The organism is Amycolatopsis sp. NPDC059657 (assembly GCF_042734395.1).
Taxonomy (GTDB): domain Bacteria; phylum Actinomycetota; class Actinomycetes; order Mycobacteriales; family Pseudonocardiaceae; genus Amycolatopsis.
Window position 1 is genome coordinate 1 of sequence record NZ_JBHWEB010000066.1, and the last position, 21,688, is coordinate 21,688.

At 68.8% G+C, this 21,688-nt stretch carries 25 protein-coding genes; 14 read left to right on the plus strand and 11 right to left on the minus strand.

Annotation, left to right across the window (positions count from 1 at the left end; translation table 11 throughout):
• Positions 1-507: 507 nt before the first annotated feature.
• Positions 508-2,661, minus strand: a complete 2,154-nt coding sequence (gene recG / locus ACFV15_RS30020; protein ID WP_378354393.1) for an ATP-dependent DNA helicase RecG — start codon at positions 2,659-2,661, stop codon at positions 508-510.
• Entirely contained in the window at positions 2,662-4,251 is a 1,590-nt protein-coding gene (locus tag ACFV15_RS30025) for a DAK2 domain-containing protein (protein WP_378354395.1), read from the minus strand.
• 134 nt (positions 4,252-4,385) lie between these two features.
• Here ACFV15_RS30025 and rpmB point away from each other — a divergent pair, with 134 nt between their 5' ends.
• Positions 4,386-4,577, plus strand: coding sequence for a 50S ribosomal protein L28 (gene rpmB, locus ACFV15_RS30030; protein WP_091289191.1), 192 nt, complete (start codon positions 4,386-4,388; stop codon positions 4,575-4,577).
• Positions 4,578-4,660: 83 nt separating this feature from the next.
• Positions 4,661-4,894, plus strand: a complete 234-nt coding sequence (locus tag ACFV15_RS30035) for a hypothetical protein (protein WP_378354396.1) — start codon at positions 4,661-4,663, stop codon at positions 4,892-4,894.
• Positions 4,895-4,978: 84 nt separating this feature from the next.
• Here the strand turns inward: ACFV15_RS30035 and ACFV15_RS30040 are convergent, their stop codons facing one another.
• Genes ACFV15_RS30040 through ACFV15_RS30055 form a run of 4 tightly spaced genes read right to left on the minus strand, consistent with a single transcriptional unit; the run spans position 4,979 to position 7,527 of the window.
• The gene (locus tag ACFV15_RS30040; protein WP_378354397.1) at positions 4,979-5,656 is read right to left on the minus strand and encodes a uracil-DNA glycosylase; all 678 of its coding nucleotides are present in this window, start codon (positions 5,654-5,656) and stop codon (positions 4,979-4,981) included.
• 17 nt (positions 5,657-5,673) lie between these two features.
• Entirely contained in the window at positions 5,674-6,198 is a 525-nt protein-coding gene (locus ACFV15_RS30045; RefSeq protein WP_378354398.1) for a gamma carbonic anhydrase family protein, read from the minus strand.
• The gene (locus ACFV15_RS30050; RefSeq protein WP_378354400.1) at positions 6,176-6,520 is read right to left on the minus strand and encodes a GNAT family N-acetyltransferase; all 345 of its coding nucleotides are present in this window, start codon (positions 6,518-6,520) and stop codon (positions 6,176-6,178) included. The genes ACFV15_RS30045 and ACFV15_RS30050 overlap by 23 nt, the downstream gene beginning before the upstream one ends.
• Positions 6,521-6,564: 44 nt before the next feature.
• Positions 6,565-7,527, minus strand: a complete 963-nt coding sequence (locus ACFV15_RS30055; protein ID WP_378354401.1) for a thiamine-phosphate kinase — start codon at positions 7,525-7,527, stop codon at positions 6,565-6,567.
• Between the two features lie 134 nt (positions 7,528-7,661).
• Between ACFV15_RS30055 and ACFV15_RS30060 the strand changes: the two genes are divergently transcribed.
• From ACFV15_RS30060 to ACFV15_RS30070, 3 genes are all read left to right on the plus strand, one after another.
• Entirely contained in the window at positions 7,662-7,895 is a 234-nt protein-coding gene (locus ACFV15_RS30060; protein WP_091289195.1) for an Lrp/AsnC family transcriptional regulator, read from the plus strand.
• Between the two features lie 183 nt (positions 7,896-8,078).
• A complete protein-coding gene (locus ACFV15_RS30065; protein WP_378354402.1) occupies positions 8,079-8,615 on the plus strand; it encodes a DUF3515 domain-containing protein in 537 nt (178 codons plus the stop codon).
• A gap of 278 nt (positions 8,616-8,893) precedes the next feature.
• The gene (locus ACFV15_RS30070) at positions 8,894-9,442 is read left to right on the plus strand and encodes a hypothetical protein (protein WP_378354403.1); all 549 of its coding nucleotides are present in this window, start codon (positions 8,894-8,896) and stop codon (positions 9,440-9,442) included.
• Here ACFV15_RS30070 and ACFV15_RS30075 read toward each other — a convergent pair whose 3' ends face one another.
• Positions 9,443-10,522: a D-alanine--D-alanine ligase family protein gene (locus ACFV15_RS30075; RefSeq protein ID WP_378354404.1), complete on the minus strand. Its 1,080-nt coding sequence runs from the start codon at positions 10,520-10,522 to the stop codon at positions 9,443-9,445. It lies immediately after the preceding gene.
• 6 nt (positions 10,523-10,528) lie between these two features.
• Entirely contained in the window at positions 10,529-11,902 is a 1,374-nt protein-coding gene (locus ACFV15_RS30080; protein WP_378354406.1) for a PLP-dependent aminotransferase family protein, read from the minus strand.
• A gap of 80 nt (positions 11,903-11,982) precedes the next feature.
• On the opposite strand from ACFV15_RS30080, the gene ACFV15_RS30085 reads away from it, so the two are divergent.
• Entirely contained in the window at positions 11,983-12,654 is a 672-nt protein-coding gene (locus ACFV15_RS30085; protein ID WP_378354407.1) for a pyridoxamine 5'-phosphate oxidase family protein, read from the plus strand.
• Here the strand turns inward: ACFV15_RS30085 and ACFV15_RS30090 are convergent.
• Together ACFV15_RS30090 and ACFV15_RS30095 are read right to left on the minus strand one after the other, a co-directional pair.
• Positions 12,626-14,029, minus strand: coding sequence for a sensor histidine kinase (locus tag ACFV15_RS30090; RefSeq protein WP_378354409.1), 1,404 nt, complete (start codon positions 14,027-14,029; stop codon positions 12,626-12,628). The genes ACFV15_RS30085 and ACFV15_RS30090 overlap by 29 nt on opposite strands.
• Before the next feature lie 5 nt (positions 14,030-14,034).
• Entirely contained in the window at positions 14,035-14,739 is a 705-nt protein-coding gene (locus tag ACFV15_RS30095) for a response regulator transcription factor (RefSeq protein ID WP_378354411.1), read from the minus strand.
• Positions 14,740-14,878: 139 nt separating this feature from the next.
• On the opposite strand from ACFV15_RS30095, the gene ACFV15_RS30100 reads away from it, so the two are divergent.
• From ACFV15_RS30100 to ACFV15_RS30125, 6 genes are all read left to right on the plus strand, one after another.
• Positions 14,879-16,210, plus strand: a complete 1,332-nt coding sequence (locus ACFV15_RS30100) for a ferric reductase-like transmembrane domain-containing protein (protein ID WP_378354413.1) — start codon at positions 14,879-14,881, stop codon at positions 16,208-16,210.
• 14 nt (positions 16,211-16,224) lie between these two features.
• Entirely contained in the window at positions 16,225-16,641 is a 417-nt protein-coding gene (locus tag ACFV15_RS30105) for an FMN-binding protein (protein WP_378354415.1), read from the plus strand.
• Between the two features lies 1 nt (position 16,642).
• Entirely contained in the window at positions 16,643-17,380 is a 738-nt protein-coding gene (locus ACFV15_RS30110) for an FAD:protein FMN transferase (protein WP_378354417.1), read from the plus strand.
• 10 nt (positions 17,381-17,390) lie between these two features.
• Positions 17,391-17,771 (plus strand): VOC family protein, encoded by a 381-nt coding sequence (locus ACFV15_RS30115; protein WP_378354419.1) that lies wholly within the window; start codon positions 17,391-17,393, stop codon positions 17,769-17,771.
• A gap of 81 nt (positions 17,772-17,852) precedes the next feature.
• The gene (locus tag ACFV15_RS30120; RefSeq protein WP_378354420.1) at positions 17,853-18,278 is read left to right on the plus strand and encodes an SRPBCC domain-containing protein; all 426 of its coding nucleotides are present in this window, start codon (positions 17,853-17,855) and stop codon (positions 18,276-18,278) included.
• A complete protein-coding gene (locus ACFV15_RS30125) occupies positions 18,275-18,589 on the plus strand; it encodes an ArsR/SmtB family transcription factor (RefSeq protein ID WP_378354421.1) in 315 nt (104 codons plus the stop codon). The genes ACFV15_RS30120 and ACFV15_RS30125 overlap by 4 nt, the downstream gene beginning before the upstream one ends.
• On the opposite strand, the gene ACFV15_RS30130 is transcribed toward ACFV15_RS30125, so the two are convergent.
• Positions 18,564-19,859 (minus strand): MFS transporter, encoded by a 1,296-nt coding sequence (locus tag ACFV15_RS30130; RefSeq protein WP_378354423.1) that lies wholly within the window; start codon positions 19,857-19,859, stop codon positions 18,564-18,566. The two genes, ACFV15_RS30125 and ACFV15_RS30130, sit on opposite strands and share 26 nt — an antisense overlap.
• A gap of 47 nt (positions 19,860-19,906) precedes the next feature.
• Between ACFV15_RS30130 and ACFV15_RS30135 the strand changes: the two genes are divergently transcribed.
• Together ACFV15_RS30135 and ACFV15_RS30140 are read left to right on the plus strand one after the other, a co-directional pair.
• Positions 19,907-20,866, plus strand: coding sequence for an asparaginase (locus ACFV15_RS30135; protein ID WP_378354425.1), 960 nt, complete (start codon positions 19,907-19,909; stop codon positions 20,864-20,866).
• Between the two features lie 10 nt (positions 20,867-20,876).
• The gene (locus ACFV15_RS30140) at positions 20,877-21,515 is read left to right on the plus strand and encodes a GntR family transcriptional regulator (RefSeq protein WP_378354427.1); all 639 of its coding nucleotides are present in this window, start codon (positions 20,877-20,879) and stop codon (positions 21,513-21,515) included.
• The last annotated feature ends 173 nt before the right edge of the window (positions 21,516-21,688 follow it).

Sequence of the window (21,688 nt, forward strand, 5' to 3'; positions counted from 1 at the left end):
GGCGGTTAGAACCGCCCGCAACGCTCACGAGCCCTTACCCGGCCGCCCGAAAAGGGAACCCTTCGCGGGACTGGCGACTTGGGAGTTTGGCGAGGGACTCCTTCACCAAGTCCGGTTGCGTGAGGGACCCCTTCATCCAGCCAGGCTTGGTGAAGGAGTCCCTCACCACGTCAACAAACCACGCAAAAGCGGCATTGTTGGACAAAATATTGACTTCGGGATCCTTTGTGGACAGCCGAGGCGCCCGGCGGAGGGGGTCGGGGGCGGGGCTGGTGAAGCGAGGGGCGCCGTCGGTGCCTCGCAGACACTCAGGGGCACCCTCACCTCATCCGCGTGAGCGAGTGATTCCTCCGCCCGCGCTGGATGCAGCAAGGTCACCGCTCCCTCGGGCGGGCGCGAAGCCTGGCCCGGCGCCGAACGTGGAGCGAACAGGCCGGGCCACGTCGGGTGGGGTCGTGAGTGTTGCCGACGGTTCTAACCGTCGGTAACACTCACGAGACCCGAAGCTCAGGTCTTCTCGAGGTACTCGGCCCGGTCGGCGTCGACGACGTCGCTGACCATGTGGGCCAAGCCCACGTACTTGGTCAAAGCGGGGTCCTCGGACACGATCGCCTGAGCCCGTTCACGGGCCTCGGCGATGACGTCCTCGTCCTGCAGAAGCGAAAGCAGCTTCAAACCGGAGCGCTTGCCTGACTGGGCGGCGCCGAGGATGTCGCCTTCACGGCGGATCTCGAGGTCGAGGCGGGACAGTTCGAAGCCGTCCGTGGTGGACTCGACGGCGTTGAGGCGCTCGCGGGTCGTGGTGCCGTCGAGGGTTTCCGTTACCAGCAGGCACAGGCCGGGGACGCTGCCCCGGCCGACGCGGCCGCGGAGCTGGTGGAGCTGGCTGACGCCGAAACGCTCGGCGTCCATGATGACCATGGCCGTCGCGTTGGGGACGTTGACGCCGACCTCGATGACCGTGGTGGCCACCAGCACGTCGAGCTTGCCCGTGGAGAACTCGCGCATGACCTGGTCTTTGTCGTCGCTGGGCATGCGGCCGTGGAGTACGCCGATCTTCAGGCCGCGCAACGGGCCGTTGGCGAGGTCGGGTGCGATGTCCAGCACCGCCAGCGGGGGCCGCTTGTCGCTCTTGTCGGAGGCCGGTTCGTCGCCGATGCGGGGGCAGACCACATAGGCCTGGTGGCCCTTGCCGACCTCCTCGGCCACGCGCTGCCAGACCCGGTCGAGCCAGGCGGGCTTTTCGGCGACCGGGACGACGTTGGTCTTGATCGGGGAACGGCCGACGGGCATTTCGCGCAGTGCCGAAGTCTCGAGGTCGCCGTAGACGGTCATGGCGACCGTGCGGGGGATCGGGGTGGCCGTCATGACCAGGACGTGGGGGTTGGTGGAGTCGGCGCCGCGTGAACGGAGCGCGTCGCGTTGCTCGACGCCGAAGCGGTGCTGCTCGTCGACGACCACGAAACCCAGCTCCGCGAAGGAAACCGTGTCCTGGATCAACGCGTGCGTGCCGACGACGATGCCCGCCGCTCCGCTCGCCGCGTCCAGCAACGCCTGCTTGCGCTCCTTGGCGCCCATGGACCCCGTGAGCAACGTGATGCGCGTGGCGTTCTCGGCCGCGCCGAGTTCGCCTGCCATGCCGAGTTCGCCGAGCATCTCGCGCAGGGAGCGGGCGTGCTGTGACGCGAGTACCTCGGTGGGGGCGAGCATGGCCGCTTGGCGGCCGGAGTCGACGGCCTGCAACATCGCGCGCAGTGCCACGACCGTCTTGCCGCTGCCGACCTCGCCTTGCAGCAGGCGGTTCATCGGGTGGTCGGTGGCGAGCTCGGCCGCGATGACGTCGCCGATCTCGCGCTGGCCCGCCGTGAGATCGAACGGGAGGCGCTTGTCGAACGCTTCGAGGATGCCGCCTTCGACGTGCGGGCACGGCAACGCGGGCCGCGAGATCGCGGAATGGCGGCGCTGGGCGAAGATCAGCTGGACGGCCATCGCCTCGTCCCACTTGAGACGGCGGCGGGCGGCCTCGCGGTCGGGCCAGTTCGGGGGACGATGGATGTGCCGCAACGCTTTTTCGAGGTCGACCAGGCCGTACTCGGCGAGCAGCTCGGGGGGCATCGGGTCTTCGTCGAGCTCGAACTGGTCGAGGATCTGGCGGACGCACTTGCCGATCACCCACGTCGGCATGCCTTGCGCGGCAGGGTAGACCGGGATGATCTCGCCGAGGAACTCGTCCATTGTGGACTTGTCGGCTTCCTCGTCGAGCAGCTCGTACTCGGGGTTGGTCAGCTGCAGCTGGTCGCGGAACGCGGTGACCTTGCCCGCGAACAGGCCCATCGCGCCGAGCTTGAGCTCCTTTTCGCGCCAGGCCTGGTTGAAGAACGCGCACGACAGCCTGCGACGGCCGTCGGTGATCGTCATTTCGATGATCGTGCCGTACTTGGCTTTCATCGTCCGCTTGTTGACGCGCTCGATGCGGGCCATGACCGTGACGTGCTCGCCGAGCTCGAGTCCGGCGATGTCGGTCAGCTTGCCGCGCTCGGCGTAGTCGCGGGGATAGTGCCGCAGCAGGTCGGAGACCGTGTGGATGTCCAGCGACCCACCGAGTGCCTTCGCGGTTTTGGCACCCAGCAACGGTGTCAGCTTGTCGCGCAGCCCGGCCACTTACTCGACTCCAATCAGCAGCACGGCGTCAGCCAAGCCGCTCGAATAGCTCGTCATCTCCACTTCGGGATGTTCCAGGCGCAACTGCTCGGCGAGCTCGGCGTCGACACCCGTCGGCGCGTCGACCCCGAACAGCACGGTGACCATCTCGCCGCCCGCCGCGAGCATCCGGTTCAGCACACTCATCGCGGCCGCGACGAGGTTCGTCTCCGACGCGGGCGCGGGCTCGATGAGCACCACCTCGCCGTCGACGAAGCCGATGACGTCGCCTTGCTGAGCGCGGCCGACCCAGGTCAGCGACTCCTCGTGCGCGATCACGAGCTCGCCGCGCCTGGTCGCGGCCGCCGCCTCGGCCATGGCCACGACGTCGTCGTTCGTGCGGCGCGAGGGGTCGTGCACCGCGAGCGCGGCCAGCACCTGCACGGGCGACGAGCACGGGATGACCACCACGTCCCGCTCCCCCGCCATGGCATGGCCGGCCGCCGCGTCGGCCGCGCCGGTGAGCGCGACGCCGCCGGGCAGCACGGTCACGTGCCGCCCCGCCGCCTCGTTGATGAGCCCGAGCATTTCCTCCACACTCGGAATACTGCCGCTCGGCACCGACAAAACCGCGATCCCCTCGGCACGCAGCAGCTCGGCGATCGCCCAGCCGTGCACGACCGCGACCACCGTGCGGTCGACGCCGCCGCCCGGCTCGAGCGGGGTCGGCGTGATGAGCGGCTCGACGTGGATCTTGCGCGGGCGGCCCGCTTCGATGCCTGCCTCGATGGCTCCGCCGATATCGGCGCAGTGGACGTGGACGGCGTGGGAGCCGGATCCGTCGGCGGCGACCGTGACGCTGTCGCCGAGGCCGGTCAGTGCCTTGCGCAGCGCGGGCAGCGCGGTCTCCTCGACGCCGTCGAGCAGGTACATGACCTCCCAGGCGTGCGGCGCCGGCAGGCCGTGATCGTGGGTGTGCGCCTCGAGCGAGTGCGCGGGCACGCTGTTGGTGCCGGTGATCACCCCGACCAGTGCGTCGAGCACGGCGACCAGCCCGCGTCCGCCCGCGTCGACCACGCCGGCCTTGGCCAGCACCGGCAGCTGGTTGGGCGTCTCGTCGAGCGCCGCCGACGCGGCCGCCGCGGCGCGCAAGGCCACGTCGGTGAGCGAGCGGGTGTCGTCCTTCACAGCGGCCGCGACCGCGTGCAGGACGCTGAGGATCGTGCCGGCGACCGGCCTGGTCACGGCTCCGGTGGCGACGATGTCGGCGTGCACGAGCGCGGCGGCCAGCCCTGGCCCGTCGAGGTCGCCCGTGACCTTGGCCGACTCGGCGAAACCGCGGATGACCTGGGAAATGATGATCCCGGAGTTACCACGTGCCGCCGCGACCGCACCCTTCGCGAACAGGCTGAGCGCCTCGATCGCGTCCCTCGGGTCGGCGCCTGCCAGCTCCGCGTTGGCCCCGCTCATCGTGTGCAGCAGGTTGGACCCGGTGTCGGAGTCCGCGACCGGGTACACGTTGATGCCGTTGATCGCCGGTCGCAGCTGGTCAAGGGTGTGCACACAGGCCGAGGCCCAAGCCGAAACCGCACCCGCGTCCAGCACTCGCACGCTGTAACCTCCTACTGGTCTTGGGCAGGGTATCGACCCCCTTGGTATCAACGGGGGACCCACTAGTTACTATGGTCGAGTTGCCCAGTCGACCTGGGCCGTGATTTGTCTTCCCATATTCAAAGGAGTTCGACGTGGCTGCCGTGTGCGACGTCTGTGCCAAGGGACCTGGCTTCGGTAAGTCGGTTTCGCACTCCCACCGGCGTACCAACCGCCGCTGGAACCCGAACATCCAGACCGTTCACGCGAAGATCGGCCTGTCCCAGCGCAAGCGTATGAACGTGTGCACCTCGTGCATCAAGGCCGGCAAGGTCACGCGAGGCTGAGCTAGAAGTTCGGACAGCGGCCCGGAGACTCATTGAGTCCCCGGGCCTTTTGTCGTGCTCAAAGGAGGTCGGTCGCGAGGCCGATGCTGGCGGGCTTCCTGGCGACCGCGGTGCCTCTGGCCCTGGAATGCGGTGGAACGCTGCCTTCGCTGAAGCCCGAGCTGGCACCGCCGGTGCTGACCGCCGGAACGCTCGGCATCGAACGCCCAGGTCAGGGGCTGCGAGTGGCATGGCCGGTCATTGACAGGAAAGCCGAACGTGGAGCGAGCGAGTTGATCTTCGCGAATGGACGATTCTTGAGAGGTCAGGCCGGTTGACTGAGGGGGAAATGGGTCGTTCAACGTCTCAAATCCTCCTCAGTCAACTTGCTTGACTTGTGGGGCTGGAGTCACGAGCCCTTGTTACGGGAGCTTCCAGTCGACGGGGTCGGCGCCCTGTTGCCGGAGCAGTTCGTTGGCGCGGCTGAAGGGGCGGGAGCCGAAGAAGCCGTTGTGGGCCGAGAGCGGGCTCGGGTGGGCCGACTCGATGCACGGGATCTCGCCCAGCATGGGCTTGAGGTTGCGGGCGTTGCGGCCCCAGAGGATCGCGACCATGGGCTCCGAGCGGGCGGCGAGTGCCTTGATGGCCTGGGCGGTGACGTCTTCCCAGCCCTTGCCCTGGTGGGCGTTGGACTTGCCGGGCTGGACCGTCAGTGCCCTGTTGAGCAGCAGGACGCCCTGCTCGGCCCAAGGCGTCAGGTCGCCGTTGGACGGCAAGGGGTGGCCGAGGTCCTCGGCGTACTCCTTGTAGATGTTGACCAGGCTCTTCGGGATCGGGCGCACTTCGGGCGCCACCGAGAAGCTGAGGCCGACCGCGTGGCCGGGAGTCGGGTACGGGTCTTGGCCGACGATCAGCACGCGCACGTCGTGGAACGGCTGCTGGAAGGCGCGCAGCACGTGCGGGCCCGCCGGTAGGTAGGTGCGGCCTGCGGCGATCTCCGCGCGGAGGAACTCCCCCATCGCGGCGATCTTGTCCGCCACCGGTGCGAGGGCTTCCGCCCAGCCTGCTTCGACGATCTCGTTCAACGGGCGCGCTGTCACGGCGAGCGAGCCTACTGCTACTGGTCGAGCCGTCGAAGTTCGGTACGGAAACGTTGGCCTCGCGCCACATAACTGTCGACGACCATGGCGATGTTGTCCGGTCCGAAGGACTTGTTCTCGCGGATCTTCGCCGGGACGCCGAGCGCGATGTGGCCGCTCGGGACGTGACCGTTGTAAGACACGACCGCGCCCGCGCCGACCATGCCGCCGTCCTCGACGACCGTGCCGTTGAGCACCACCGAGCCCGACGCGATCAGGCAGCCGGTGCCGATCGTGGCGCCTTCGATGTGCACCGAGTGACCGACCGCGGACGACGGGCCGAGCAGGGTCGGCTGGGCGCGCGTGCAATGGATCACGCAGCCGTCCTGGACGTTGGAGCGCTCGCCGATCTCGATGTGGCCGTGGTCGCCGCGGAGCACCGTCTGCGGCCACACCGAAGCGAACGCGCCGATGCGGACGTCGCCGATGACCGTCGCGTCGGGATGGACGTACGCGTCGGGGTGGATCTTCGGTTCGAGGTCACCGAATGCGTAGATCGCCATTGAGCTCCTTCGCGAGACAGATGCTTTCCTGGGTGTGGCGGTAGATCCCGAACTTCGGAATCTCGGTATACCCCGAAGATCGGTACAACGCGATCGCCTCCGGCTGGAGCGTGCCCGTCTCCAAGACCGCGCGCGTGCGGCCCGCGGCGAGGGCCGTGCGCTCCAGCTCGGCGAGCAGCTCACGCGAGAAACCCTTGCCACGGAAGGAAGGCGTGACGAACATGCGCTTCAGTTCGGCGTCGGCGGTGGCGACCCGCCACGAACCGCAGGCGATCAGCTTCACCGCGTCCGGGTGGGCGTAGTCGACCGTGTGGATGTCCATGACCAGCACACTAGGCGAACGGTACGACACTCTTCAGCGCACTTTCATCGCCAATGTTCCCAGCCGGGCGGTGCCTCGTAGGGCTTGCCGTCGACGGTCACGCCGGTGCCCGGCATGGTCACCGAGCCGATGCGCCGCCAGCCTTCCGGCAACGGCGGGCCAGGCGCGAAAGTGGCGGCCAGTGCGTGATCTTCCCCGCCGGTCAGCACCCAGGTCAACGGGTCCGCGCCCAGCGCGGAGCCGACTTCGACGAGCCGGGTGGCGATCTCCAGGCGTTCGGTCTGGACGTCGATGCCGACCTCGGACGCGGCCGCGATATGCGCCAAATCGGCCAGCAGGCCGTCGGAGATGTCGATCATCGAGGTCGCGCCGGCTTCGGCGGCCTGCGGGCCAGCGTCGTAAGGCGGTTCCGGGCATCGTTGCGCGTTGACGACGCCCACCGGTGAGCGGAAACCGCGGCCCAGCACGGCGAGACCGGCGGCCGCCCAGCCGAGCCTGCCGCGCACGGCCAGCACGTCGCCGGGGCGCGCGCCGGAGCGGGTGATCATCGCGCGGCCGCCGAGGTCGCCGAGTGCCGTGACACTGATCACCAGCTGGTCGGCGCGGACCATGTCGCCGCCGACGATGCCGACGCCGACGGCCGACGCCTCCACCCACATGCCGTCGACGAGCTCGGTGATGACCGCCGTGGGGGTGTCCGGCGGGCAGGCGATGCCGACGAGCACCGAGGTGGGCGTCGCGCCCATCGCGGCGATGTCGGCGAGGTTGACCGCGACCGCCTTGCGCCCGACGTAGCCGGGGCTGGACCAGTCGAAGCGGAAGTGCACGCCCTGGACCAGCACATCCGTGCTCGCGACCACCCTGCCGTCAGGCGTGGCGACCACGGCCGCGTCGTCACCGGGGCCGAGCAGGGTCGGGGCGGGCTGCTTGCGCCCTGTGGTCACGGCGCGGATCAGGCCGAACTCGCCCGTCTCACCGACCGTTACCTGAGGATTCTGTGGTGACACCTGTCACCTCCGTTCGTTCTTGAACAACGAATGCTGATCACCGATAGTCGGATGCCCTATGTTTCTTGTACGTTGCTGGCGACACCCACAACGTTCCTACCTTGAGCCGATCGATCCAGACGAAGGGGCGCGCCGTGGTTCACGCATACATCCTCATCCAGACCGAGGTCGGCAAGGCGGCGGCCGTGGCCGCCGAGATCTCCGGCATCCCTGGCGTGACGAGCTCCGAGGATGTCACCGGGCCGTACGACGTGATCGTCCGCGCCGCCGCGGACAGCGTCGACCAGCTGGGCCAGCTCGTCGTCGCGAAGGTGCAGAACGTGGACGGGATCACCCGGACGCTGACCTGCCCCGTGGTGCACCTGTAGGGCGTGTTTCTCGGGTGGGGTGCGATGAGAGTCGTGATCCAGGTGGTTCCTGGCGGTGCCGCGGGATCTCCCTCGTACCGGGTTGTACTCGGGTGATCGCGCGGTGCCGCCAGGGGCCGCCTGGGCGCGGCTATCGCGTAGCCCACCCGAGAAGCACGCCCTCACCCATGCTGTAGTTAGCGAGTGGCTGAAACGGACAATGGCGCGCCGCCGCGTGCACTTCTGGTCGTCGCGGCGGTGCTCGCCGTGCTTTTCGCGGGTGGGGTCGCGTATTTCGGGCTGAAGGGCACTTCGGCCGAGCCCGAGGGCGACACCGGCCCGCTGCCGCTGGTCTCGGTGCCCGCACCGCAGGCAGGCTCCGCGGACTGCGCCAAGCTGGTCGGCGGTCTGCCCGCCGACCTGACGTCCAATGGCAAGAAATTGTCCCGGCGTGAGCTCGCGGAACCCGCGCCCGCCGCGACCGTCGCCTGGGGCACGGAAGCCGTCGTACTGCGCTGCGGGCTTGATAAGCCTTCCGAGCTGACGCAGACCGCGCAGCTGCGCACGATCAACGGTGTCCAGTGGCTGCCGATCGAAGCCGACGGCGTCTCGACCTGGTACCTGGTGGACCGCTCGGTGTACGCCGCGCTCACCGTTCCGAAGTCCGCGGGCACCGGGCCGCTGCAGAGCGTCTCCGACGCCGTCGCCGCGACTCTGCCGCCGCAGCCGCTGCGGTTTTAGCGTTTCGCGGGCCTGGCGACTGGGGTCGCGGGAAGACTCACGCCCCCAGCCGCCCTCTCGGGTCGGGTTGAACACATGAACGCCCCGTTCATGTCGTCCAACCCTGGGGCAAGGTGATCTTCGTGAAACCCGGGTTTGGGCCATTGAATGGCCAGAACCCGGGTTTCGCATACCCGCCACGCCGGCTTGCCGGGCCCCGGAAAGCCGGCGGGAACACTCACGACAGTGGTTTTGGCGTTTTGCGGGCGGCGGCGAACACAGCGGGTTAGCATCCGGGCGTGCAGAGGAAAATTGCCTGGATCGGCGCCGCGCTACTGACGCTCGCGCTCACCGCCTGTGACGACAAGACCGAGTCGGCCCCGACGCCCGCTCCGCCTCCGCCGTCCAGCAGCCCGGCGGCGCCCAGTTCGTCGTCAGTCGCGCCGCCGTCATCGAGCTCGGCGGCGCCCACCAGCACCGAGGCCGAGGGCCCCGACCCGTCCAAGGCGGGCGGGATCGCGCGGTACACGAAGTTTCTCCGCGCCGTCGGCGCCCAGGACCTCGACGTCGTCTGTGAAATCGCGGCGCCCGCGGCCAAGAAGGCCGAAAAAGACGGCTTCGGCCCGTGCAAGCAGACCATGACCATGATGTTCGGCATGATCTCGGCGAAGCAGAAGGAAGCACTGCGCGGCGCGACGATCGACCCGGCCGCGGTGAAGACGATCAGCGCCACCCAGATTCAAGTACCGTCCAACGCGATCAAGGCAAGCGTGAAATTCACGGACAGCGATTTCGGCAACCAGACCCTCAAGTTCCAGGGCGGCGACTGGTACATCTACGACATGTAGTCAGCGCAGGCCGGTGCCGCGCGCGATCGCGGTCTCGATGAGGGTCGTCAGCAGTGTCGGGTAGTCGACGCCGGTGACGGCCCACATCTTCGGGTAGGCCGAGGTGGTGGTGAAGCCGGGCATCGTGTTGACCTCGTTGATGGTCAGCTCGCCGTCCGCGCCGACGAAGAAGTCCACCCGCGCGAGGCCCTGGCAGTCGAGCGCCTCGAAGGCACGCAGCGCCGTGGCGCGCACCCGTTCGATGATCTCGTCGTCCAGCTTGGCCGGGATGTCGAGTTCGGCGTCCTCGCCGACGTACTTGGTCTCGAAGTCGTACCAGGCTTCGGCTTCTTCACTGAGCACCCGGATCTCGGCGGGCAGCGAAGCCTCGACACGGCCGTCGGGGAACTCAAGCACGCCGCATTCGACCTCGCGGCCGACGACGGCGGCCTCGACGAGCACCTTGGGGTCCGTCTGGCGGGCGAGGAGAATGGCCGCGTCGAGCTGGGACCAGTCGGTGACCTTGCTGATGCCGATCGACGAGCCCGCGCGCGACGGCTTCACGAACACCGGCAGGCCGAGCTTGTCCCGCTCCGCCTGGGTCAGCGTCGTCGCGCGGCGCGACAGCTCGACGTACGTGCCGACAGGAAGTCCTTCCGCGGCAAGGAGTTTCTTCGCGGTCGCCTTGTCCATCGCGGCCGCGCTGGCGAGCACGCCCGGTCCGACGTACGGGATGTCCGCGAGCTCGAGCAGCCCCTGGATGGTGCCGTCCTCACCGAACGCGCCGTGCAGCACGGGGAACACGACGTCCACCGAGGACAGCACGCCGACCTCGGCGCCGCGCTCCAGCGAGACGACGTTGCGGCCACTCAGCACGAGCGCCTTGCCGTCGGTGACCGACGGGAACTCCTTGCCCTGGATCGCCAGCTGCGAGGCGTCGGAGGTGCCGAGCACCCAGCCACCCTCGCGAGTGATGCCGATGGGGACGATCTCGAACCGCTCCGCGTCCAGGTTCGCCAGGATGCTGCCGGCGGATACGCAGGAAACGGGGTGTTCGCTGCTCCTGCCTCCGAACACGACCGCGACTCGAGTCTTACTCATGGCAGGTCACCCTACCGGGCGCTTGCCAAGCAACCCGACGAGCGTGGGCAGGGCCGAAGCCAGTCCCTCACGCGAACACCCCGCGTAACCGATCGCCACGCCGTGCACGGTCGGCGTGCCCGCGAAGTGCCTGGCGAGGCCGTCGAGGCGGATACCAGCGCGTTCGGCGTCGGCGAGCCGGGCGCGCTCGGTCTCCGCGGAGTCGAACGGGACGACCAGGTGCGCGCCCGCGTCGTCGCCGAGCAGCGGGATACCGGCAGCGGTGAGCGCGGCGGAAAGCATGGTCCGGCGTTCGGACAGCTCACGGCGGAGTTTGCGCAGGTGACGGCCGAGGTCGCCGTTGCGGGCGAGTTCGACGAGGACGCGCTGGCCAGCCGGGGATGGCCGGGTGCCGGTGCGTTCGCGGTACTCCAGCACGGCCGCGGCGACGGGCGGTGGCGCGACCATCCAGCCGGCGCCGAGCGTCGGCGTGAGGATCTTGCTCGTGGTGCCCAGATGCGCGACGACGTCCGGGGCCAGCGCCGCCAGCAACGGCAGCGGCGCCACGTCGAAGCGCAGTTCGCCGTCGTAGTCGTCTTCGATCAGCAGGATGCCGTCGGTGCGCGCGCGGTCGACCAGCTCGACGCGGCGTGACGCGCTCATCCGGCTGCCCATCGGATATTGGTGCGCGGGCGAGCAGTAGACCGCGCGCACACCCTGCGGGATGGCGTCCGGGCGCAGGCCTTCCCCGTCGACGGGGACGCCGACCACACGCAGCCCTGCGCGCCGGAATGTCTGCACGGCGCGCTGGTAGCCGGGCTCTTCGATCGCCACGACGTCGTCGCGGCTGAGCACCGCGCCCGCGAGTTCGAAGACGGCGGCCGTGGTCCCGCCGGTCGAGAGCACCGCGTGCGTCGCGAGACCGCGGTGGCGCAACAGATGTTCGGTGACCGCGGCGCGGTAGTCCGGCAGTCCCGCGCGGTGCTCACGGTAAGCGGGCGCCGGGTCGCCGGCCGCACGCCAGGCCCGGCGCCACGCGGCCCGGTCGAGCCCGTCGGCCCATGGCACGCCCGGCGTGAGGTCGAGCAGGTCCGTGCGATCCCTGACCTCGCCGGGCACCGCGCCGCTGACCGAACGCGAGCCGGGCGGCGAAGTCGTCACGTACGTCCCGGAACCGTGACGCCCGGCGATCCAGCCCTCGGCGTGCAGTTGCTCGTAGGCGGCGGAGGTGACCGTGCGGCTCACGCCGAGACGTTCCGCGAGCGCGCGGGTGGACGGGAGCCGGTCGCCGCCACGCAGGTGCCCGGTGGCGGCCGCGTCGCGCAACGCGTCGGCGAGCTGCACCGCGAGCGGCAGCTCCGACTTGCGGTCGAGCCGCACGGGCAACGCGGTTTCGGACACCGGACCTCCTTCAAGTGGACTGCTCAATCATACACAAATTGGCCATTCCGTAATGCCACTGCCTGATCAAAACTGGCCGTATGACCGAACTGCCACCACTTTCCCCGACCGGACGGACCACGCTCGGCAGGCGCAAGGTCCGCGCGGTGAGCGATCGGGCGACGCTGTACTCCGTGCTCGACGAAGCGCTGATCTGCCACCTCGGCGTGGTGCGTGACGGGGTCCCGATGGTGCTCCCGACCGGCTACGGCCGCGACGGCGACACGATCTACCTGCACGGATCGACCGGTGCGACCAGCCTGCGGCAGGCGGCGGCCGGTGTCGAGGTCTGCGTGACCGTGACACTGCTCGACGGGATCGTCTACGCGCGCTCGGTCAACAACCACTCGATGAACTACCGCTGCGCGGTGATCTACGGCGAGGCGAAGCCGGTGACCGAGCCCGAGGCGAAGATGCACGCGCTGCACGTGATCACCGATCACCTCGCGCCCGGTTCATGGGAGCACGCGCGCGACGTCAACGCCAAGGAGTTCGCCGCGGTGTCCGTGCTGGCGCTGGACCTGGCCGAGGCGTCGGTGAAGATGCGCGCCGAGGGGCCAGGCGACGAGCCGGAAGACCTCGAGGAGAACAGCGCGTGGGCCGGGGTGCTTCCGGTCTACACGGTCTTCGGCGAGCCGGAGTCCGACAAGGAGGTGCCGCCGGTCGTGCCGGTGCCCGAGCACGTCAGCGGCCGCGGGGCAGCCGGACGGTGAAGGTGGTCCGGCCGGGCCCACTGGACACTTCTACCGAACCGCCGTGCGCGGCGACGAGCGAGTTGACCACGGCCAGGCCGAGCCCGGTGCCGCCGTTGCCGCGTGTGCGTGAATGGTCGACGCGGTAGAACCGGTCGAAGATCCGCGGCAGGTTCTCCGGCGCGATACCCGGTCCCTCGTCGGAGATCCGCAGCACGATGCCGTCTTCGACGCGGACTGACACGGTCACCGGCGTGCCGGGCGGGGTGTGCACGGCCGCGTTGGTCAGCAGGTTGTCGAGTACTTGCCGCAGCCGTACCGGATCCGCGCGCAGCGTGGCAGATTCGGCGAGATCGAGCGTCAGCGGCCGGTCGGGATGACCGGCGCGGAAGGCGTCGGCCGCGGCGGTGACGAGTTCGACGACATCGGTGTCCGACGGCCGCAGCGGGGCGTCGGCCTCGACGGAATCCAAGCGCGCCAATAACAACAGGTCGTCGACGAGCACGCTCATCCGCGCCGTCTCCGCCCTGATCTTCGCCAGGTGCGCGTCACGCTCGGCGGGTTCGTTGGCCGCCGCGTACTGGAAAAGCTCGGCGTAGCCCCGAATCGAGGTCAGCGGGGTCCGGAGTTCGTGTGACGCGTCGGCGATGAACCGGCGCAGCTTCTCGTTCGCGGCCGTGCGCGCGGCGAGCGAGGTCTCGATGTGCTCCAGCATCACGTTGAACGCGGTCCGCAGCTCCTCCACCTCGGCGCCGCCGCCGGAACCGGAGGCACGCACCGGCAGCTCCGGACTCCCGGTGAGATCGTGCGAAGCGATGTCGTGCGCGGTGCCCGCCATGTCACCGAGTGGTTTGAGCCCGCGCCGCAACACGATCCGGCCGAAGATGACCAAAACGCCCAGTGCGACGGCGAACGCGCCGACCTCGATCCAGATCAGCCTGCTGACCGTGGTGTCGAGTTCGCTCTGCGGTGCGGCGCTGACGAGGACCTCGCCGTTGGGCTTGTCGACCGGGCAGGCGCGAACCCGGTAGAGCCCCTCGTCACGCACGTACACCGTGCGCAGCACTTCCGTGGTGGTGGCTTCCGTCGCCACCTTTTGCAGCTGACTGAAGTCCTCGGGCAGCTTTCCCAGCTCGGCCGGGCTCGCGACTCCGTCGCGCACCTTGAAAACCGCGGTGAACCAGCCATAGGACTGCAGCGGAGCGCCGTGTTTGTCCTTGAGCGGGCCGACCTGGCTCTGCTGGGTCTTGGTGAGCTGCTCGTCGAGCCGGTTGGCGAGGAACTCGCGGATGAAGACGGTGCTGAACACGCCGACCACGGCGAAGACCACGAGCGAAAGCGCGGCCAGCCCGAGTGCCAGCCGCGTGCCGAGGCGGGACGCCCGCCACTGTTTCATCAGGTTCACTGCTTCACCTGGCGCACCACGTAGCCGACGCCGCGCACGGTGTGGATGAGCGGCTCGCGTCCCGAATCGAGCTTGCGGCGCAGATGGGAGACGACGAGTTCGACCACATTGGAGCGGCCGCCGAAGTCGTACTCCCAGACGTGATCGAGGATCTGGGCCTTGGTCAGCACGGCTGGCGAGCGGCGCATGAGATAGCGCAGCAGCTCGTACTCGGTCGGCGTGACCGTCACCAGCGCGCCGGCACGCCGCACCTCGCGGGTGTCCTCGTTGAGCACCAGGTCGGCGACCTCGAGCACGGAAGGCTTCCACGCGGGACCGTTGCTGCGGCGCAGCACCGCGCGCAGCCTGGCCATCAGTTCCTCGACCGAGAACGGCTTGACGAGGTAGTCGTCGCCGCCGCGGGTGAGCCCCGCGATGCGGTCGGCGGTGGCGTCCTTCGCGGTGAGGAAGACGACCGGCACGGCCGTGCCGTTGTCGCGCAGCCGGTCCAGCACGGTGAAGCCGTCGAAGTCGGGCAGCATCAGGTCGAGCACGACGATGTCCGGAGCGAAGCTCGCCGCCTCACGCAGCGCGTCCTGGCCGGTGCCGGCGGTGACCGCTTCCCAGCCCTCGTACCTGGCGACGGTCGCGACCAGATCGGCGATATGCGGCTCGTCGTCGACGACCAGCAGCCGCACCTTCTCATTGCTCACACTGTCCATCCTGCGGTAGTTCGAGCGTGCGGGCGAGGTGAGGACGCACACGACAGGAAGTCGACAGGTTATCCCCAGACCTGACACAGGTTCGCCGACGAAAGTCATTCGCAGTGAACCGACTCGAGAGGGCATCCGTGTGACAACCATGTCTGAAGCTCCAGTACTTCGACCCCGTGTCGCAGCCAGGACCGGCCTCTACGTCTTCCTCGGGGCCAATGTGGCCGTCGTCACCACGCTCTTCGCCGTCGCGGGAACGTCGGGCAACGCGCTCATCACGATCGGCAGGCTCGCCGGGTTGTACGGCGCGCTGGTCATGGCGTTCCAGCTGCTGCTGGTCGCTCGGATCCCGTGGCTGGACAGGCGGCTCGGCATGGACCGGCTGACCAACTGGCACCGCTGGACCGGGTTCGGTCTCTTGTGGACACTGCTGGGGCACCTGGTCTTCATCGTCTTCGGCTACGCGCAGGTCGAGAACAACGGGCCGGTCGACGAGCTCGTCGAGATGGCCAACACCCTCGACGGCATCCTGCGCGCGCTCGTCGCCTTCGTGCTGATATTGGTGATCGGCGGCACTTCCGCGCGGTTCGCGCGCAAGCGGATGGCGTACGAGACGTGGCACTTCATCCACCTCTACACCTACGCCGCGGTCGTGCTGGCGTTCAGCCACCAGATCGCGCTCGGGCAGTCGTTCACCAGCTCGCCGTTCGCGAAGGCCTATTGGTGGACGCTCTGGGGTGTCAGCCTGGGCGCGGTGCTGCTCGGCCGGGTCGTGCTGCCGCTGTGGCGGAACCTGCGGCACCAGCTGCGCGTGGTCGCGGTCGTGCCGGAGTCACCGGACGTGGTTTCGGTGTACATGAGCGGGAAACGGCTGGGCGAGCTGCCCGCGCGTGCCGGTCAGTTCTTCCTGTGGCGGTTCCTGACGCGGGAACGCTGGTTCCAGGCGAACCCGTTCTCGCTCTCGGCGGCGCCGGACGGCAAGACGTTGCGGCTCACCGCGAAAGCTCTCGGCGAGGGCAGCGCGAGCCTGCGGAACCTCAAGGTCGGCACGCGGGTGTTCGCCGAAGGACCGTACGGCGCGTTCACCACCTTGCAGCAGACGCGATCGAACGCGTTGCTCATCGCGGGCGGTGTCGGCGTGACCCCGATCCGTGCGCTCCTCGAAGAGATCAAGGGACACGTCGTGGTGATCTACCGCGTCGGCTCCACCCGCGACGCCGTGCTGCTGCACGAGTTGCACGGGCTGGCCCGCGCACGCGGCGCCAGGGTGCACGTGCTGACCGGGCCGTCACAGGTTTCCGGGCCGTACGGTCCGCTGCTCGGACCGGCGAGCCTGCTGAAGCTCGCACCCGACCTGAGCGACCGCGACGTGTTCGTGTGCGGGCCGCCGGGGATGACCAACGCCGTGCTGGCGAGCCTGCGTGAGCTTTCCGTGCCACGCCAGCAGGTGCACGCCGAACGTTTCAGCCTTGCCGGATAACAGGAGATCTCGCCGTGAAGAAGACCATTCTCGTCCTGCTGTTGTCCGCAGGCGGTTTCGCCGCCGTGTGGAACTTCGAGCCGACGCCGATCGGCAGTACCGCTGTCGCCGCGCCGAGCACCACCGCACCGTCCACTTCGGAGAGCGGGTCCGCCACCGGCTCCTCCGGCACGCAGACGGTCGCGGGGACCGCCGAGAGCAGTGACTACGGGACCGTGCAGGTCCAGGTCACGTTCTCCGGCACGAAGATCGAAGACATCCAGCTGGTGCAGCAACCACGCAGCGGCCGCGCGGTCAACGCGCTGCCCCGGCTGCGCGAGGAGGCGCTGCGGGCGCAGAGCGCGGACATCGACACCGTGTCCGGCGCGACCTCGACGAGTGATTCGTACGTCAAGTCGTTGCAAGCCGCCATCGACGCCAAGGGGTCCTGAAATGCGAGCCAAAGCCATGAACCGGGTCGAGCACATCATGGGCCTGCCGATCTCGATGAGCATCGACGGCTTCGAGGACGCGCAGGACGACGCTTTCGCGTGGCTGCGCGAGGTCGACGAGCGGTTCAGCCCGTTCAAGCCGGACAGTGAGGTGTGCCGGTACGACCGCGGCGAACTCGCGCTCGAAGAAATAAGCGACGAGCTGCACCTGATCCTGGCGCTTTGTGCGCACTACGAACAACTTTCCGGCGGCGCGTTCAGCGCGCGGCCGCGCGGCGGGAGCTTCGACCCTTGTGGCGTGGTGAAGGGCTGGGCCGTGCAGCGTGCGGCCGACATCCTGCGCGCGGCGGGTGCGACGCGATTCTGTCTGAACGCGGGCGGCGATGTCGTCACCGCGGGCGAAGCCGAGCCGGGACGGCCGTGGCGGGTCGGTGTCCGGCATCCGGACCAGCCGGACGTCTTGTGCTGTGTGCTGGCGAGCCGTGACGGAGCGGTGGCGACTTCGGCGGCCTATGAACGGGGTTCGCACATTGTGGACGGTCGCACCGGGGCGGCGGCCTCGGGCTTGGTGAGTGTGACGGTCGCGGCGCCGGACCTGACTTCGGCGGATGCCTTGGCCACGGCGATCTTCGCGATGGGACGTGACGGGATCACGTGGGCGGCCGGGCAGGACTGCGAGGTCTTCATCGTCGACGCGGATCGGAAAGTTCACCGCTCAGCGGGGCTCGAGACGACGTAACCTGCGGGGCATGAGTTCTTTCGTACAGAACATCGCGTTCGACTGCGCGGACCCCTACAAACTGGCTTCCTTCTGGAGCAAGGTCGTCGACCGCCCGCAGGCCGAGGAAGACTTCCCCGGCGACCCCGAAGCCATCATCGAACTGGCGGCGGGCGGGCTGACGCTGTTCTTCCAGCGGGTGCCGGAGGAGAAGTCGGTCAAGAACCGCGTGCACGTCTGCCTGCGCCCGAGTGACCGCACGCGCGACCAGGAAGTGGGGCGCCTGCTGGAAATCGGCGCCGGGTTCGTGTCCGACCATCGCGAGCCGGACGGCACCGGCTGGGTCGTGCTGGCGGACCCCGAGGGCAACGAGTTCTGCATACTCCGCAGTCCCGGCGAACTCGCCTACTGAGGCTGACGTGCTACCCAGTGGTTGCACATCACGGGGAGATAGTGCAACCTATGGGTAGCACGTCAACTCAGGGAGGCAGTCATGGACAGCATCGAGCGCGAGGTGGAAATCAACGCCCCGATCGACCGGGTTTGGGGCCTGGTAACGGAACCAGGCTGGTGGATCGGTGACGGCGGCGCCGACGAGCAGCAGCGCCGCCAGGAGGGCGAGCTGCACATCGTCGAGCACGCCAAATACGGGACCTTCGCGTTGAAGATCGAGAAGACCGACCCGCGCAAGTACATCTCCTACCGGTGGATCGGTGGTTACCCCGACCCGGACGGCGACTCGACGCTGGTCGAGTTTTCCTTGCAGGAGCGCGAAGGCGGCACACTGCTGAAGGTCGTCGAGAGCGGCTTCGACTCGCTCAACAAGACGCCGGACGAGCGCAAGCAGGCCGTCGAGGGAAACTACGAAGGCTGGAAGTTCCAGCTGAACGTGGCCAAGGAACGGGCGGAACAAGGGTGACCGAAATCGGCGAGGTGCTCGCCGCGCTGGCCGACCCGACGCGGCGGCAGCTGCTCGACGTGCTCGCCGACGCGGGCCAGGCCAGCGCGACCACACTCGCCGGGCAGCTGCCGGTGAGCAGGCAGGCCGTCGTCAAGCACCTCAACGTGCTCGAAAGCGCCGGTCTGGTCAGCGGCGGGCGGTCCGGCCGCGAAGTGCTGTATCGCGTGCGGCCGGAGGCGATCGAAGAGTCCGCGCGGTGGCTCACCGAGCTTGCCGCGAGCTGGGATCGACGCCTGAACATGCTCAAACGGATTGCGGAACAGGCTTAGCGTTCAGTGTCTTCAGTTCGCCCGGCCGCAGGAAAGCCATGGCGCACATACCGATCAGGGTCGCGCCCGCCGCGGCGACGAAGATCGAGTCGTAGCCGTACGCCGCGGCGAGCGAGCCGGCCAGCGTCGGCGCCGCCACCGCCGCGATGTTCGCGATGAAGTGGGTGAACCCGCCGAAGGTGCCCGCCCGCGACGGGGCGGTGTCGATGATCACCGCCCAGAACACCGCGTTGGGCAACGAGTTGAGCGCATTGCCGACGGCCATCAGCGTCAGCACGGCCGCCGGGGTGGTCATCGCCGGGATGAGCAGGAAGCACGCGGCGGTCGCGGCCATCGAGACCACCGCGAGCAGATTGCGGGCGATGCGGAGGTTTCCGGTGCGGCGGCGGAGATGGTCGGAGATCCGGCCGCCGAGCAGGATGGTCACGCACGCGCCGATCCAGGGGATCATGCCGAGGTACCACAGCGAGCCCAGCGAGAAGCCGAACTGGTCCTGCAGGTACTTCGGCACCCAGGTGAGAATGGTGAAGTTGACGAACATGAAGGCGAAGTAGCCGACCGAGTTCAGCAGCAGCGTCCGGCTGGTGAAGAACGCGCGCACCGGCACGCGCTCGACCGTCGCTTCGGGACCGGTTTCCGCGCGGATGTGCGCGAGTTCCTCGGCCGTGACCTGCGGATGCTCCTCCGGCTTGTCGCGGAACAACCGGTAGAAAGCCGCGAGCAGCACCAGTCCCGCGACGCCGAGCACGATGAACGTCGTGCGCCAGCTGCCGGTCAGCTGCAGCAGTCCCACCGAGACGGGCGCCGTCAGCAACGCGCCAAGCGGCGTGCTCAGCAAGCCGAGTGAAACGGCGAAACCGCGTTCGCGTGGCGCGGCCCAGTCGGCCATCGTGCGGTTGATCGTGGAATACGCGGGACCTTCGGAGAACCCGAACAGAATGCGGACCACCGCGAACCCGGCGAGCGCCGAACCGAGGAAGAGTCCGAGCTCTCCCGCGAACGCCGACGCGATTTCCAAGATCGACCACGCGGCGCCGGCCCAGAGCCACACTCGGCGCGGCCCGAGCCGGTCGGCGAGCCAGCCGCCGAGAAGCGCGCCGAACATATAGCCGTATCCGAAGAAACCGAGCACACCACCCCAGTCCGCCTTTCCGAAACCGAATTCGGCGATGACCGGACCGGCGGCATAGGAAATGGCGCCACGGTCGATGTAGTTGACCAATGCGACGGCCACCAGCAGGCCGAAGATCACGTAACGAAATCGGGGCATGACCGCTCCCTTGCCTCGGGTGCGGCAGACTTTATAAAGTGCACAGTATGAAAAGCAAGCCTCTGGTGGCCGTCGCCGCGCTCGGCGGAACCATCGCGATGGCGCCCGCCGAGCGCGGTGTGGTGCCGACGTTGAGTGCGGAAGACCTGCTCAGCGGGGTCGAACTCGACGTCGACGTGCGCGCGGCGACCCTGTCGAACATCCCTGGCGCGTCGCTGACCTTCGAGGCGCTGGCCCGCTGCCACGACTGGGCGGCCGCGCAGGAGGCCGACGGGATCGTCGTGGTCCAGGGCACGGACACCCTCGAAGAGACGGCCTACTTCTTCGAGTGCGTGTGGCCGGACGAGCGACCGGTGGTGGTCACCGGCGCGATGCGGCACCCGAGCCTGCTCAGCGCGGACGGGCCGGCCAACCTGGCGAACGCACTGACCGTGGCCGCGGCGCCGTCGAGCCGGGGCCGGGGTGCGCTGGTGTCGTTCAACGACGACGTCCACCAGGCGCGCTGGGTCCGCAAGGCGCACTCCAGTCATCTGGAGGCCTTCTCTTCCGCGCCCGCCGGGCCACTGGGAATGGTGGCCGAGGGCGTCGTGCACTACTTCCACCCGGCAGGCGAGCGGCCGCCCGCGCTGCCCGTTCCGGGCACGGAACTGCTGGTGCCACTGCTGGAGACCGGGCTCGACGACACCGGCGCGGTGCTCGACGCGGTCGTCGACGCCGGCGCGGCGGGCGTGGTGCTGGCCGCGAGCGGCGTCGGGCATGTTTCGGAGCGGACGGCCGACGCGATCGAGCGGACCGAGATCCCGGTGGTCATCGCGTCGCGGACGGGCGCGGGCACGACGTTCCGCGGTACCTACGGCTTCCGGGGCTCGGAGGCCGACCTGATCGGGATGGGCGTGACCATGGCGGGCTGGCTCGACCCGCGCAAGGCACGCGTGCTGCTCTACCTGGCGCTGGCGGCGGGCGCGCCGGTGGCGGACGAGTTCCGCCTGCGCGGCGCTCTCGTCTAGGTTTCTGGTCGTGGAAAGCACCCGTCCGCGGACGAACTACGAGTTCGCCAGGCAGACCCTGCGCGCGGACATCCTCGAAGGCCGCATCGAACCGGGCAGCAAGCTCATCCAGACCGAGCTGGCCACCCGGCTCGGCCTGTCGACGACGCCCGTCCGCGAGGCGTTGCAGGACCTCGCCCGCGAAGGCCTGGTCCTGCTCGACCCGCATCGCGGTGCCTTCGTGCGCGAGCTGTCGCTGGTCCAGGTGCGGGAGATCTACGAGCTGCGCATGCTGCTCGAGCCGATGCTCCTGCGCCGGACGGCGGGCACGCTCGACGCGGCCTCGCTCGAAGCCGCCGAAGCCTTGCGCGAACGCATGTCGGAGGAGACCGACATCTCCCGCTGGGCCGAGCTCAACCGGGAGTTCCACCGCCTGCTCTTCGCGCCGGGCGACGGGACGAAGCTCGCCGAAATCGTGGGCAGCCTGCGCGACTCGGCGACGCCTTTCGTCGCCCTATCACTGCGCGAGCCGCATCAGAGGGAGGACTCCAACCGCGAGCACGCCGAACTGATCGCGCTCCTGCGCGCCGGTGACCTCGACGCGGCCGAAGCCTTGACCCGCCGCCACCTCGAAGCCACCCTGCGCATCATCGCAGGTCAGGCCTCGTGAGCGTTGCGGGCGGTTCTAACCGCCCGCAAAGCTCACGAGCCCTTAAGACGGGGCCGGCGGCGAATTTCAGCGACCCGACGTTGTGAACGCCCCCGGGGGAACGGGCGGCGGTGGGTACGGGGGGGTGCAAACCTTAAACCCCCCCCCCAAACCGCAAAAAACGGGGGCTTAGG

Bases quoted from the DNA above. Each gene is read 5' to 3' on its own strand.
- ACFV15_RS30135 (WP_378354425.1), top strand. From the start codon at position 19,907: ATGAAAAGCAAGCCTCTGGTGGCCGTCGCCGCGCTCGGCGGAACCATC.
- ACFV15_RS30100 (WP_378354413.1), top strand. From the start codon at position 14,879: ATGTCTGAAGCTCCAGTACTTCGACCCCGTGTCGCAGCCAGGACCGGC.
- ACFV15_RS30120 (WP_378354420.1), top strand. From the start codon at position 17,853: ATGGACAGCATCGAGCGCGAGGTGGAAATCAACGCCCCGATCGACCGG.
- ACFV15_RS30130 (WP_378354423.1), bottom strand. From the start codon at position 19,859: ATGCCCCGATTTCGTTACGTGATCTTCGGCCTGCTGGTGGCCGTCGCA.
- ACFV15_RS30095 (WP_378354411.1), bottom strand. From the start codon at position 14,739: ATGGACAGTGTGAGCAATGAGAAGGTGCGGCTGCTGGTCGTCGACGAC.
- ACFV15_RS30110 (WP_378354417.1), top strand. From the start codon at position 16,643: ATGCGAGCCAAAGCCATGAACCGGGTCGAGCACATCATGGGCCTGCCG.
- ACFV15_RS30115 (WP_378354419.1), top strand. From the start codon at position 17,391: ATGAGTTCTTTCGTACAGAACATCGCGTTCGACTGCGCGGACCCCTAC.
- ACFV15_RS30090 (WP_378354409.1), bottom strand. From the start codon at position 14,029: ATGAAACAGTGGCGGGCGTCCCGCCTCGGCACGCGGCTGGCACTCGGG.
- ACFV15_RS30035 (WP_378354396.1), top strand. From the start codon at position 4,661: ATGCTGGCGGGCTTCCTGGCGACCGCGGTGCCTCTGGCCCTGGAATGC.
- ACFV15_RS30075 (WP_378354404.1), bottom strand. From the start codon at position 10,522: ATGAGTAAGACTCGAGTCGCGGTCGTGTTCGGAGGCAGGAGCAGCGAA.
- ACFV15_RS30050 (WP_378354400.1), bottom strand. From the start codon at position 6,520: ATGGACATCCACACGGTCGACTACGCCCACCCGGACGCGGTGAAGCTG.
- ACFV15_RS30085 (WP_378354407.1), top strand. From the start codon at position 11,983: ATGACCGAACTGCCACCACTTTCCCCGACCGGACGGACCACGCTCGGC.
- ACFV15_RS30045 (WP_378354398.1), bottom strand. From the start codon at position 6,198: ATGGCGATCTACGCATTCGGTGACCTCGAACCGAAGATCCACCCCGAC.